The organism is Hymenobacter nivis, from assembly GCF_003149515.1.
GTDB classification, from domain to species: Bacteria; Bacteroidota; Bacteroidia; order Cytophagales; family Hymenobacteraceae; genus Hymenobacter; species Hymenobacter nivis.
This window is the reverse complement of sequence record NZ_CP029145.1, coordinates 4,810,642-4,824,031: the sequence shown is the minus strand read 5'-3', so window position 1 is coordinate 4,824,031 and position 13,390 is coordinate 4,810,642. Positions and strand designations below refer to the sequence as shown.

Below are 13,390 nucleotides of genomic sequence, written 5' to 3'. Positions count from 1 at the left end.
TTAGTTACTTCACAGTCAGGCGGTCGTTGCTCGGGTCGGCGTCCATGTAGATGCCGTTCACCAATTCCACCGTTTTAATGGCCTTCGCGCCGGGCAGGGCGATGGTAGCCTGCCGCTCGTTGGCGCGCCACACGGCTGGCGACTGGTGCACGGCGGCCGTGCTGCCGTCGGCGTAAGTCACTTTCAGGTTCACGGGCACCGCGAAGCCGCCCACGTTGCGCACCGCCACGGCGGGGCCCTGGGCAGTAGTCGTCACCGGGTCGAGAGCCAGGTCGATGTAGTTGTTGGTAAAGAACCAGTTGTTGAAAAACCAATTCAAATCCTGGCCCGAGGCGCTGTTCATCGAGTTGAAATAATCCCACGGAATAGGGTGCTTGCCGTGCCAGCGGGCCATGTACTCTTTCAGGCTTTTCTTGAATAATTCCTCGCCCAGCATATCCTGCAAGGCCAGGTAGCTCAGCGAGGCTTTACCGTAGGAATTGTTGCCGTAGCCGGCGCGCAGCTCACTGCTGGGCGTGATGATAGGCAGGTCCTCGGCCGTAGCCGGGTCGTGAATCCAGCGGTTCACCCGAAATTGCTTGTAGAACTCGTCGGCCTGCGCCGCCCCGTTTTCGGCGCGGCCAATGAACAGCTCCAGCGTCGTAGCCCAGCCCTCGTCCATAAAGGCGTAGCGGCTCTCGTTGATGCCCATGTAGAATGGGAAATATGTGTGAGCGATTTCGTGGTCGGCTACGAGCTGCGCAAACTTCAGGTCCTTCTCCGGGCTGTCGTTCACCATCATCGGGTATTCCATGTCGGCAAAGCCCTGAAACACCGTCATTTTGGTAAACGGGTACGGCACGCCGGGTAGGTTGCGCGAAAACCAGCTCAGCGCGTTCTGCCCGTTTTTCACGGCGTAGTGGAAGTCCGCCGTCGAGTCGGCGAAGGCGGCCTGCACGCTGGCGCGGCGCTTGGTTGCGGGGTCCACCACCACACTGGCGGCGTCCCATACATAATGGTCGCTCAGGCCCAGCGTCACGTCCGAAATATCCTTGGCCGTCCACACCCAGGTGTTCTGGGGGCCCTGGGCGGTGATATTTTTCTTAGCCAAATCGGCGGCCGTGGCAATGTGCAGCACCGCGTCACTGGTCATCGACTTAGCCAGTTGCTTGGCGTAGGCCAGCTGGAGCACCTGCTTGGGGTTTTGCAGCGTACCCGTGGCCCACACGAGGTAGTTGGCCGGCACCTGCACCCGCAACGTGTAGTCGTTGAAGTCGTTATAAAACTCCTTACTATCCACGAAAGGCAGCCGGTCCCAGCCGTTGTAGTCGTCGTACACCGAAATGCGCGGGTAGAAGTAGGCCAGGAAAAACGTGGTTTTGTCGATCATGCCTTCCCGGCCGCTTTCCAGCGAAATGGGGAAGTGCCAGGCAAAGGCCAGCCGCACCGAGTCGTGCGGGGCCAGCGGCTTGGCCAGCCGGACGACCTTCCAGGTGGCGGGGCCCTGGCCGGCAAACGGCCGCGCCTGGCCCGCCACGGCGAAGGAGTCAATCGTCATGCCCTCCGTGAGGTAGGCGGGCGCGGCGTCGCCCTCGCGGGCCGCCCCGGGCTGGTGAATGTTCTGCGTCAGCCGGATGGTCAGGCTCTTGAGCGTGTCGGGGCTGTTGTTGAAGTAGGTAATTTTCTCCCGGCCCCGAATGTCGCGCGCCGGCGGCGCGGCCTGCACCGTGATGTCGTAGCGGGCCGTATTCTGCCAGTACCGGGGCCCCGGGCGGCCGTCCATTGCGCGCGTTTGCTTGGCAAAGGCCTGCTTGATGTCGCGCGGCATGTACAGCGGCGCCTGGGCATGGACCGTGGCAGTGGTAAGGGCCAGCAGCAAGCCGGCAAAGAGAAATTGACGCATTGTTAAGTGTGCGAATTTGAATTTAATTGCCACTCATACTGAACGTAGTAAAGCATCTCTCCTGCGTAACTAATCCAATTAATTACTGCTGCGGGAGAGATGCTTCACTACGTTTAGCCTGACTATTTTTTATTCCCTGCTTCAAACAACTACTTGATTTCCAATTCATAAGGTAACTTAGCCTGCACGCCGCTCATCGTCAGCAGCTTCTGGTACTGGGCGTACACGGGGTACAGGGGCCCCAGCTTTGTTTTGAGGGCGGCTTGCATGCGGGCCTCGGCAGCAGCCTCGGCGTCGTCGCCGACTCCGAAGCGGGCCAGCAGCGCCTCCAGGCCCGATTTGCGACGCGGCAGGCGCTGCACCCGGTAGTCGTCGGCCTTGAGGTGGGCGCGGGCAGCGGCGATTTTCAGGGCCGTTTCGTAGTCGCCAAGCACGTCCACGAGGCCGTTGGCTTTGGCTTCGGCGCCGCTCCAGACGCGGCCCGAGGCCAGGCGGCGCAGGCGCTCCACGGGCATGTGGCGGCCCAGGGCGGCCTTGCTCGTGAAGTCGGCGTAAATCAGGTCCACGCTGTGCTGCAAGGTCTTTTTCTCGTAGTCCGACAGGGCCCGGGTGATGGTAGGCAGGTCCGAAAACTTGCCCGTCGTCACGCGGTCCACCGTGATGCCGAGCTTATCGGCCAGCAGCGGCTGGATGTTGGGCAGCACGCCAAACACGCCAATCGAGCCAGTAATCGAGTTCGGGTGGGCCACGATGGTATCGCAGGCCATGGCAATGTAGTAGCCGCCCGAGGCCGCCACATCGCTCATGCTGGCGATAATTGGCTTCACCTTTTTGGTGAGCAGCACCTCGCGGTAAATCACGTCGGAGGCTAGCGACGAGCCGCCGGGCGAGTTGATGCGCAGCACTACGGCCTTCACCTTGTCGTCGAGCCGGGCCTTGCGGATGGCTTCGGCAAACTTGGTGCTACCGATATTTTCGTCGGAACCTTTGCCGGTTACGATGTCGCCCTCAGCGTAGATAACGGCGATGCGGTTGCCGCTAGTCTTGCCTTCTTTTCCATCGGACGGGTTGTCGTCGGTGTAGTCGCTCAGGCTCACCAGGTTGGGCTTTTTATCTTTGGCCAGGCCCAGCTTGCCGCGCATGTAGTCCTGCACCTCGTCGAAGTAGCCGAGCTTGGTCACCAGCTTCAGGCGCAGGGCGTCGCTGGCGTCGTGCACCAGCATCGAGTCGGAAATAACGTGCAGGCGGGCGGGCGCAATGCCCCGCGCGGTAGCCACCTGGCCAATCATATGGTCGTTGAGCGAGTTCAGGTACGACACGGTTTGCAGGCGGGCCGAATCGGAGAAATTCTCGCGAAAAAACGGCTCCACGGCGCTCTTGAACGAGCCCACCCGGAAGATGTAGGGCTCAATACCGGCCTTCTCAAACAGCCGCTTGTAGAACATCACTTCCGAGCTTAAGCCGTTGAATTCCAGCAGGCCCTGGGGGTGCAGGTAGATTTCGTTAGCCATCGAGGCCAGGTAGTAGCTCTTCTCGGAGGCCGTTTCGTGGTAAGCCACCACGAATTTGCCCGACTTTTTGAAGTCGAGCAGCGCGTCGCGCACCTCTTCCAGCGAGGCCATGCCGCCCTGCACAATATCCAGGTTCAGCAGGATACCCTTGATGTCGTCATCGGTTTTGGCCCGGCCAATGGCCTCCTTCAGCGCCACCAGGCCCGTGGACGACTGCCGGCCACCCAGCAGATTGAAGTCGATGGACTGCCCGCGCTCGGTCAACGGCTCGTTCAGCTTCAACTCCAGCACCGAGTTGGCGGCTACGCTTTTGGTTTTGCTAGCGCTGCTGGCTACGCCCACGATGACGGCGAGCACGGCCAAGCCGAGGCCGAAAAACAGCACCAGTCCCACTAACGTGGCGAAGGTGAATTTAAAAAATTGACGCATAAAATCGCAGATTTTGCAGATTTGGTTAGATTTCGCAGATTCCAACGGCGCGGTAAGCGGCCGCTGAAAAATATGGGGCAAGATACGCCGCTCCCGTCCCGGCCGGCCTTTTGCGGCCCCAGACGGCGGCGGCTTTCTTGTTTTATGCTCGTCGCGCAGTGGGGTGCGGGGCTTGCCCCCGCCCGTCGTTGTACGATTGTCGCGCGGTTCGTGCAACGGCGGGCGGGGGCAAGCCCTGCACCCTACCGCTTATTCGCCAACCAATCCGCGGCGCATCCATGATTTTTTGGGGCCCCGGGAATCTGCAATTTTAGTAGCCGTACTTCTCGCCCCACCAGCCGCGCAGCTTCTCGCGGATGCGCTGCTCGGCGGCGTTCTGGCCTGGGTCGTAGAAGGCGGTGCCACTCAACGCATCGGGCAGAAACTCCTGGGCCGCGAAGTTGCCTGCGCCGTTGTGCGAGTACTCGTACTCCTTGCCGTAGCCGAGCTGCTTCAGCAACCGCGTAGGGGCGTTGCGCAGCGGCACCGGCACGGGATGCACGCCACGGGCCCGCACCTCGGCCTGCGCCGCCCGGATGGCCGTATAGGCGGCGTTGCTTTTCTCCGACGTGGCCAGGTAGATAACCGTTTGGCTAAGAATCAAATCCGACTCGGGCAGGCCGATGACGGTGCACGCCTGGAAGCAGCTCGTGGCCAGCAGCAGGGCGTTGGGGTTGGCGTTGCCGATGTCTTCGGAGGCCAGAATGAGCATCCGCCGGGCGATGAATTTCACGTCTTCGCCGCCCTCCAGCATCACGGCCAGGTAGTAGAGCGCGGCGTTGGGATCGGAGCCGCGGATGCTCTTGATGAAGGCTGAAATCACGTCGTAGTGCATTTCGCCGCCCTTGTCGTAGCGCGCCAGGGGGCGCTGGGCCACCTGCTGCACCACGGCATCGGTGACGGTGACGACGCCTTTTTTGTCGGGCGGCGTGCTCTGCACCACAATTTCGAGCAGGTTAAGCAGCTTGCGAGCATCGCCGCCGCTCAGGGCCAGCAGGGCATGGTCTTCCTTGAGCTTGACCTTGATTTGGCTGAGCGTCGGGTCCTCGGCCAGAGCTTTGGCAACGATGCCGCGCAGCGTGTCGGGCCCCAGCGGCTCCAGCACGTACACCTGGCAGCGCGAGAGCAGAGCCGGAATCACCTCGAATGACGGGTTTTCGGTGGTGGCGCCGATTAGGGTAATCGTTCCATTTTCCACGGCCCCCAGCAGCGCATCCTGCTGCGCCTTACTGAAGCGGTGAATCTCATCAATAAACAGCACCGTGCCGCGCTGCCGCCGGGCCCGCTCAATGACCTCGCGCACGTCCTTCACCCCCGCGTTGATGGCGCTGAGGGCGGCGAATGGCTGCTTCAACTCGCTGGCCAGCAGCAGAGCCAGGGTGGTTTTGCCCACGCCCGGGGGGCCCCACAGCAGCAGGCTGGGCAGGCGGCCGGCGGCCAGGTAGCGCGTAAGCACGCCCTGGGGCCCCAGCAGGTGGGGCTGGCCCGCGTAGTCGGCCAGGCGGTGGGGGCGGCGGCGCTCGGCCAAGGGCGCGTCGGGGCCCGGGCCGGGCGGCGGGGCAAAGGCGGCGGGTTCGTCGTCGGAAAAGAGAGAGGACATGGCGGAAGGAGCGCGAACTTTGTGGTTGGCGCCGGGGCCCCGTTGCGGGGCCCCGGCGCCAACCACAAAGTTCGCCCCGCAACGCCCCAATCCCCCATGAAAAACCAATACCGCGTGCACGCAGCCCTGTTCCTGGTCACCCTCATCTACGCGGCCACCTATAGCCTGGCCAAAGACCTGATGCCCGTGTACATGCACCCCTTCGGCATCGTGACGCTGCGGGTGCTGGGGGCTTCTATTTTCTTTGCGGTGGCCAAGCAACTAGCCGCGCCCCACGACAAAATCCGGGGCCGGGCCGACAACCTGCGGGCGTTGTTTTGCGGCGTCAGCGGCATCGGGCTCAACCAGCTGCTGTTTTTTTCAGGCCTGAACTACACGTCGCCCATCTCGGCCTCGCTGCTCCAAACCATCTCGCCCATCGTGGTGGTGGTGGCCTCGGCCGTATTGCTGCGCGAGAAAATCACCCTTTTCCGGCTGCTGGGCATCCTGGTGGGGGCGGGCGGCGCGGCGGCGCTCATCCTCAGCCGGCCGGCGCAGGCCACTATCTACCCGCACGCCACGCTGGGCAACATCTACATCTTGCTCAACGCCACGTTTTTCGGGCTGTACCTGGTGCTGGTGGCCCCGCTCATGCGCAAGTACCACCCCTTCACGGTGTTGGGGCGCATCTTCCTGATAGGAGCCCTGGTGGCGGTGCCCTTCGGCTGGCGCGAGGCCCTTACCACCGACTACGCCCACTTCCCGCCGAAAATATGGGCCGAGGTTTTGTACATGGTATTCTTCCTCACCATCTTGGCCTACTTGCTCAACAACTGGGCCCTGAAGTACGCCTCCCCCACCCTGCTCGGCGTGTACATCTACCTCCAGCCGGTGCTGGCCGTGCTCATCGCCGTGGCGCTGGGCAAAGACACCCTCACCTGGGACAAGGCCGGGCAGGCCGTGCTCATCTTCGTGGGCGTGTGGCTGGTGAGCAAAAAGCCCAAAAGGAGCCCGGCGCGGGACGGGGTGCTGGCAGCGCAGGATTGAGAATTATGCCCCTATTGGCCTATCTTAGGCCATTATGCGCTACACTTTTATTCTTTTGGGTAGTTTTCTAGCATCGTCATTAGTTGGCAACGCTTTTGGTCAGTCTGCCCCGGCCAAGGCCAATACGGCTGGGGCCAAAAAATACGCTTATGTGGAACGTATGCCGCTATTTCCGGGACTCGAACCCGGCGACAGCACCCGCTCGAACAACGAGCGGATTGTAAAATTTATCAACGACAGCCTGCGGTTCCCTCCCCAGGCTCTCTGGGACGGGGTGCAGGGCCGGGTATTTTTCTCGTTCAACATCAACGCCTTGGGCCGCGCAACCGACGTTAGGTTGGTGCAGGGCATCCGTGCCGATGTCGATGCTGAGGTGTTGCGCAACGCCCGCCGCCTGGAACGCATTCAGTGGCGGCCTGGCACCCAAAACGGGCGGCCCGTAAGCGTCAGTTTCACGGTGCCCATCAGCTTCGGCATTCGCAACAGCACCGCGCCCGCGGGCGATTCGTTGGATTGGGGGCCCTACCAGAAGCTCGTGCTGCCCCTGGCGAGTTGGAACGGCAACCTGCCGCACCCGCCCGCTGGCAAAGGCCTGGTATACGGCCGTTTTCTACAGCGGCTCAGCGGCAATACCTTGGGCCAGGGCCAGTATGTGCGCCTAGTGAACATGACCACCCACAAATCTCTCCGCATCAACGTCAAACCCGTCCTGAAAACTATGCGGGAAAATGCCTTCTGCTACGCGCTGCCGGCCGGGCGCTATGCCTTGTTCATATATGAATTTCCCGACTCCGCGTGGAGCGGCCTGAAGATCCACTTGGAAAGTGTCCGCAAGCCACCAAGTAACTTCACGGCCAGAACGTTAGGCGCTACCCGCTACCAGTTCGTAGTGGCGGCCGATAAGCTTCATTACGTGGGCACCTGGAACTTGGCCAACGAAAATCAGCCGGAATTTCTCAACGAGAAAACGCTTCTTGACGGCGAACTACAGCCCGAATACGAATTCCTGAAATTTGCAGAGGCCGAGTTGAGCATCCCTAAGTGAGCCCTGCTAATTATCCTGGTTAATCAGGTTCACCACCAGCGTTACCATTGTGGCTTTGTCCTCGGGCTTGCTTTCGGCGATGAGCAGCGTGAGGGCCACCAAGGCGTTATCGGCCAGCCGACGCGAGCCGTCGGGGTGGTAGAGGCAGCGGTTACGGTCGAGACAGGAGGAACGTGCAAAAAATGTACATTCCTTTTTCAAAACCCAGTAGTCAAGGATTTCTTGACTACTGGGTTTTGAAGTTGTCCAGTAATCCCGGACAACTGCTTGTAATGGCAGTTGGTAAGTAATCTTTACCAACTGGAAGCAGTGAAGTAGCGCCGTGATTACATAGAATGCATCTGTCAAGGAATCCTTGGCAGTTAAAATTTAGCATTGCAGGTAACATGCGTTTAGCTTCGTTTCTACTGGTTCTACTGCTACTGAGTGGCTGCGGACACCACAGCCGGATTACCAAGCCTACGTCGGCAACGCCCCTCAACCCAGCGTACAGCCGAAAACTTTCCCAACTGGCCGCAGCCGATCAAGCTGACCGTCAGCGCCTATTCGCCCTCTTTAAGCGGTACGGCTTTAGTTCGCCCCAGGCCGACAGCGGCAACCGCTGGCTGCCGCGACGCGACGCCGGCCGGTTTGCCCAGTTCCAGGGCCTGCTAGGCCGCTACGGCTGGCCGCGCCCGGCCCAGGTGGGCCAGGACGGAATGCAGGCCGTTTTCTTGTTTGTGCAGCACGCGCCCGATTCCGTCCACGCCCGCTTTTATCCCAATATGCAGGCAGCTTTTCAACGCAAAGAGATTCCGGCCGAAACCTGGGCCACCTACCTCGACCGCTACCTGCTCCAGCGGGGACAGCCGCAGCGCTACGGCACCCAATCGGAGCGTCGCGTGTTGGCCAACGGGCGAGAGGAAAACTACCTCTCGCCCGTCGAAGCCCCCGCCGCGCTGGAAGCCCGGCGTAGGGCCCTGGGGCTTGATTCCATCACGCCGGAATTGCGGCCCGGCACGTTGATTCTGAAAGAATAAAAAAGGGCCCCGGCTGCACAATGCAGTCGGGGCCCTCTAATTGTTTCGGCCGAAAAGCCTACAGGTGAATCACTTCGCCGTAGGCGGCGGCGGCGGCTTCCATGATGGCCTCACTCATGGTGGGGTGCGGGTGCACCGACTTGATGATTTCGTGGCCCGTGGTTTCAAGCTTGCGGGCTACGACTACTTCGGCAATCAGCTCGGTTACGTTGGCGCCAATCATGTGGGCCCCCAGCCACTCGCCGTACTTCTTGTCAAAGATGACTTTTACGAAACCATCCTTGGCGCCGGCGGCGCTGGCCTTGCCCGAGGCCGAGAACGGGAACTTGCCCACCAGGATGTCGTAGCCTTTGGCCTTGGCTTCGGCTTCGGTATAGCCCACGCTGGCGATTTCGGGCGAGGCGTAGGTGCAGCCGGGGATGTTCTGGTAGTTGAGGGGCTCGGGGTGGTGGCCGGCAATTTTCTCCACGCAGATGATGCCCTCAGCCGAGGCCACGTGCGCCAAGGCGGGGCCCGGCACGATGTCGCCGATGGCGTAGATGCCGGGTACGTTGGTCTGGTAGAAATCGTCCACCACCACGCGGCCGCGTTCCACGTTAATGCCCAGTTCTTCGAGGCCGATGTTCTCCAGGTTAGGTTGGATGCCCACGGCGCTCAGCACGATGTCGCAGTCAATTTGTTGCTCGCCCTTGGCCATTTTCACGGTCACTACGCAGCCGGGGCCGCTGGTGTCCACCTTCGTTACTTCGGCATTGGTGAGGATGTTTATGCCAATTTTCTTGTAGGATTTCTCCATCTGGCGCGAAATCTCCTCGTCCTCCACCGGCACGATGCGGGGCATAAACTCCACGATGGTGACCTCCGCGCCCATGGTGCGGTAGAAGTAGGCAAACTCGACGCCAATGGCCCCCGAGCCCACCACCACCATCCTTTTGGGCATCTGCTCCAGGGTCATGGCCTTGCGGTAGCCGATGATTTTTACGTCGTCAATCGGCAGGTTGGGCAGCTGGCGGGCGCGGGTACCGGTGGCCAGGATGATGCTCTTGGCCTCCACCATTTCCTTGGTGCCATCGGCCTTGGTGACCTCCACTTTGCCGGGGGCCAGCAGCTTGCCCACACCCATCACGGTTTCAATCTTGTTCTTTTTGAACAGGAAGTTGATGCCCTTGCTCATGCCATCGGCTACGCCGCGGCTGCGCTGCACCACTTTCGCGAAGTCGAAGCCCACGCCCTCGGCGCTCAGGCCGTAGTCGGCGGCGTGGTGAAAATACTCGAATACCTGCGCCGATTTCAGCAGCGCTTTGGTAGGAATGCAGCCCCAGTTGAGGCAGATGCCGCCGAGGCTTTCGCGCTCAATGACGCCCACTTTCAGCCCCAGCTGCGACGCCCGGATAGCCGCCACGTAGCCGCCCGGGCCGCTGCCCACCACCACCAAATCAAATTGCAATGCCATAAAGTCTTACGAAAGAAGAGAAAGTAAAATCACCGAGAAGAGAAAGGAAAGCACCGGCCGGCCGCTGCCCCGGCCAGTGCGCAAAGATAACCGCGCACCCCGGCACTCCCCCAAACCCCACCGGGCCCCCGAACGTGCCCGCGCCTGCTTGCGGCCGGGCAGCCACCGGGCGGGGCGGGCCGTATAAAGCGCGGTTTTGGCCACCCCGGCCCAAGCGGTTCGCTTTCCCTTTGCCTTATGCGCACTTCGACTCTTTCCCTGCTGGCGGCCCTGGGCCTGCTGGGGGCCCTCACCAACTGCGCCGCCACCGCCGAAAAGGAGCAGTCCAATCACACCGCCGGCGCATCCGTCGCTACCCTGGCCGCCCCGGCCGCTATCCCACCCGCCCCGGCTACTGATTCAGTAACTTCCCCCGCGGTGCCGCTCGTTGACTCGACCGGGGCCGCCCGCTCGGCGCCCGACGCCCGCGCTGGCGTGCTAGCCACCGAAGGCGCCGGCGCCAGGGCCCCCTCTGCCCGCGAGGCGTCGGCCGAGCGCACCCGCGAGAAGAAGCTGACCAACGCAGAGTGCCGCCAGATGCTGGCCACGGCCGACGCCGCCCTCAAGCGCAGCCCTAAGGACCCCGCCGCCCTGCTCCAGCGCGCCAAGGCCAAGAGCTACCTGCACGAGTACCCCGCCGCCCAGCTCGACTACTCGGCCGCCCTACGCTACCAGCGCAACAACCCCGACGCCTACTACAACCGCGGCGTGAACCACCTGATGATGAAGCGGTACAAGGCCGCTGCCGCCGACTTCGCCGGGGCCCTCCGGTACCGGCCCGACGACAAGGAATCATTCTTCGGCCGCGGCGTGGCCAAAATGCAGATGCTCCAGTACAAGCCCGCCGTGGCCGATTTCACGCGCGCCATCCAGCTCGATTCGGCCTACGCCGACGCCTGGGAGTACCGCGGCATCAGCTACGCCTCGTTCGACAAGCTGCCCGAGGCGCGCCGCGACCTGGAGCGCGCCACCGACCTCAACCCCAACGCCGCCAAGAGCCTGCGCCGCTACGTGGGCAACGACGGCAAGGAACCCATCAAGGCTACGCCCATCCGGGCCCCACGCCCCACGGCCGGTCGGCCTTAGCGCACATTCAGGCCTTCTATTTAGGGCCCCCAGCCGGTCATGCTTCACTGCGTTCAGCATGACCGGCTGGGGGCCCTAAAAATCACTTTCCTCCAAATAGCAGCTTAAAGTAGAAGCTGGGCTTGCGCAACCGCTCGCGCAGGTCCAGATCGAGGAACATGGCGGAGAGGGTTTCGGCCAGCGTGGGGTTGTTGGCGGCGCGGTTGGCCACGATGTTGAACAGGCTGGGAAAGTTGAGCAGCCGCTGCATGGCGCGGCTCAGGCGTAGCTCCTGCCAAAGGCGGTTGTACACGGCCTTATCGTAGTTCTGGAGGAATTGCGGGCTGAAATCGCCGCTGGCCACGGCCTGGGCGGCCCACACGGCGGCGTGGCGCCCGCTCACCATGGCGTGCGAAATACCCTCGCCCGAAAACGGGTCGATGAGCGAGCCGGCGTCGCCGAGCAACAGGTAATGGGGCCCCGACAGCGCCCGCCGCTTCGAGCCCAGCGGCAGCCCGAAGCCGCGCACGGGCCCCAACCGCTCGGCCTGTGCGAAGCGTGGAGCCAGGGCCGGGTGGGTAGCCAAAATCTCATCGAGCCGCTGGCGCAGGTTGATTTTTTTGGCCGCTACGGTCTTCGAAAGCATCCCCACGCCCACGTTGGCCTGGCCATTGGGCAGCGGGAACACCCATAGGTAGCCGGGCAGGAATTCCTTGATGAAGTGCAGCTCGATGAAATTATCGGGGCTGAGGCCGGCCACGCCGCGGTAGTAGGTGCGCAGGCCGACGCAGTGGTGGTCGGGTTCCAGGGCGTGGCCGGCCACCTGGCGTGCAAACGCCGATTGCGCCCCGTTGGCCACCAGTAGTAACTTGCACTCGGCCAGCAGGTTGCCGGCTTTGTCGAACAGCTGCCAGCCGCCGGCCGGGGTGCGCTCGGTGCGGGCCACGTCCACGTTTTCGCGGAAGTCGATTTCGGGCCGCTGGCGCACTTCGTTCACCAGGAAATTATCGAAATCGAGGCGCTTGGCCACGTGGCCGGCGGGGCGGTCGGTGGCCTTGTCGAACTGCGGCTTGAAGGGAATAGCCAGGCGGCGGCCGTTGGGCGCGAAGAAGTCGATACCCCAGCTCGGCACCTGCGCAGGCAGGGCCCCCAGCCGGGCCGGTAGCGCTTCGTCGATGCGCTTCAGCTCCATCAACACCTTGCCGCTCAGCGCGTCACCGCACACTTTGTCGCGCGGAAACGCGGCGCGGTCAAGCAGCAGGCAGGGCTGGCCGGCGTTGGCCAGATGCAGGGCGGCGGTGGCCCCGCCGGGCCCCGCGCCCAGGATGCAGATGTGGTGATGCGCTGTCATTTCGGGCGCAGCGAGGAATCTGAGGTGCAAAGCATGGCGCAAAGGACGCTACCAGGGCCCCAGATTCCGCACTGCGCCCGGAATGGCAAGCCCCCCTACCTTCGCCCCATGAATCAGACTCTCGCCGGAAAAGTAGCCCTCGTGACCGGGGCCTCGAAAGGAATTGGTCGCGCTATTGCCGCGCATTTTGCCCAGCTGGGGGCCCAGGTGGCCTTCACGTACTTATCGTCAGTGGAAAAAGGCCAGGCCCTGGAGGCCGAGCTGGCCGCCCACGGCACCAAAGCCAAGGGCTACCGCTCCGACGCCTCGGACTACGCCCAGGCCGAAAAACTGGTGGAAGACGTGCTGGCCGACTTCGGCAAACTCGACATCCTCGTCAACAATGCCGGCATCACGCAGGACGGACTACTGATGCGCATGAGCGAGCAGCAGTGGGACAACGTACTGACCGTGAACCTCAAGTCGGTCTTCAACCTCACCAAGGCCGCCACCAAGCCCATGATACGCGCCAAATCCGGCTCCATCATCAACATGACCAGCGTGGTGGGCATCAAGGGCAACGCCGGGCAGGCCAACTACGCCGCCAGCAAGGCCGGCATCATCGGCTTCACTAAGTCGGTGGCCCTGGAGCTGGGCTCGCGCAACATCCGCTGCAACGCCGTGGCCCCCGGCTTCATCGAAACCGAAATGACCGACGCGCTCGACGCCAAGCAAGTGGACGAGTGGCGCAAAGCCATCCCCCTCAAGCGAGGCGGCTCGCCCGACGACGTGGCCAAAGCCACCGCGTTTTTAGCCTCGGATGATTCCAGCTACATCACCGGCCAGGTCCTGCAAGTGGACGGCGGCATGCTGACGTAGAGAGCAAGCCTATAATGAATCCTTCTAAAAGTTAAATCATTGAGATTTTAGAAGGATTCATTAATTATTATAG

Annotated in this window: 11 protein-coding genes; 5 read left to right on the top strand and 6 right to left on the bottom strand. The window is 62.3% G+C overall.

Annotated features, from left to right (window positions below; translation table 11 throughout):
- Positions 1-4: 4 nt before the first annotated feature.
- From DDQ68_RS21425 to DDQ68_RS21415, 3 genes are all read right to left on the bottom strand, one after another.
- Positions 5-1,882, bottom strand: coding sequence for a M1 family metallopeptidase (locus DDQ68_RS21425; RefSeq protein ID WP_109658118.1), 1,878 nt, complete (start codon positions 1,880-1,882; stop codon positions 5-7).
- Positions 1,883-2,031: 149 nt separating this feature from the next.
- Positions 2,032-3,822: a signal peptide peptidase SppA gene (sppA, locus tag DDQ68_RS21420; protein ID WP_109658563.1), complete on the bottom strand. Its 1,791-nt coding sequence runs from the start codon at positions 3,820-3,822 to the stop codon at positions 2,032-2,034.
- A 310-nt stretch (positions 3,823-4,132) separates the two neighbouring features.
- Positions 4,133-5,461, bottom strand: coding sequence for a replication-associated recombination protein A (locus tag DDQ68_RS21415; RefSeq protein WP_109658117.1), 1,329 nt, complete (start codon positions 5,459-5,461; stop codon positions 4,133-4,135).
- Between the two features lie 96 nt (positions 5,462-5,557).
- Here DDQ68_RS21415 and DDQ68_RS21410 point away from each other — a divergent pair, with 96 nt between their 5' ends.
- Both DDQ68_RS21410 and DDQ68_RS21405 read left to right on the top strand, forming a co-directional pair.
- The gene (locus DDQ68_RS21410) at positions 5,558-6,487 is read left to right on the top strand and encodes a DMT family transporter (protein ID WP_109658562.1); all 930 of its coding nucleotides are present in this window, start codon (positions 5,558-5,560) and stop codon (positions 6,485-6,487) included.
- A 160-nt stretch (positions 6,488-6,647) separates the two neighbouring features.
- Entirely contained in the window at positions 6,648-7,532 is an 885-nt protein-coding gene (locus tag DDQ68_RS21405; protein ID WP_162550315.1) for an energy transducer TonB, read from the top strand.
- Between the two features lie 6 nt (positions 7,533-7,538).
- Here the strand turns inward: DDQ68_RS21405 and DDQ68_RS21400 are convergent, their stop codons facing one another.
- Positions 7,539-7,733, bottom strand: a complete 195-nt coding sequence (locus DDQ68_RS21400) for a hypothetical protein (protein WP_211320187.1) — start codon at positions 7,731-7,733, stop codon at positions 7,539-7,541.
- Between the two features lie 185 nt (positions 7,734-7,918).
- On the opposite strand from DDQ68_RS21400, the gene DDQ68_RS21395 reads away from it, so the two are divergent.
- Complete coding sequence (locus DDQ68_RS21395; RefSeq protein WP_109658115.1) at positions 7,919-8,551, top strand: DUF6624 domain-containing protein; 633 nt, start codon at positions 7,919-7,921, stop codon at positions 8,549-8,551.
- 58 nt (positions 8,552-8,609) lie between these two features.
- Here DDQ68_RS21395 and lpdA read toward each other — a convergent pair whose 3' ends face one another.
- Positions 8,610-10,004, bottom strand: a complete 1,395-nt coding sequence (lpdA, locus tag DDQ68_RS21390; protein ID WP_109658114.1) for a dihydrolipoyl dehydrogenase — start codon at positions 10,002-10,004, stop codon at positions 8,610-8,612.
- Between the two features lie 237 nt (positions 10,005-10,241).
- On the opposite strand from lpdA, the gene DDQ68_RS21385 reads away from it, so the two are divergent.
- Positions 10,242-11,129 carry a tetratricopeptide repeat protein gene (locus DDQ68_RS21385; protein WP_109658113.1) on the top strand — a complete coding sequence of 296 codons (888 nt, stop codon included), beginning with the start codon at positions 10,242-10,244 and terminating at the stop codon, positions 11,127-11,129.
- Positions 11,130-11,211: 82 nt separating this feature from the next.
- Here the strand turns inward: DDQ68_RS21385 and DDQ68_RS21380 are convergent, their stop codons facing one another.
- A complete protein-coding gene (locus tag DDQ68_RS21380; RefSeq protein ID WP_109658112.1) occupies positions 11,212-12,459 on the bottom strand; it encodes a geranylgeranyl reductase family protein in 1,248 nt (415 codons plus the stop codon).
- Between the two features lie 108 nt (positions 12,460-12,567).
- Here DDQ68_RS21380 and fabG point away from each other — a divergent pair, with 108 nt between their 5' ends.
- Positions 12,568-13,317 (top strand): 3-oxoacyl-[acyl-carrier-protein] reductase, encoded by a 750-nt coding sequence (fabG, locus tag DDQ68_RS21375; protein WP_109658111.1) that lies wholly within the window; start codon positions 12,568-12,570, stop codon positions 13,315-13,317.
- The last annotated feature ends 73 nt before the right edge of the window (positions 13,318-13,390 follow it).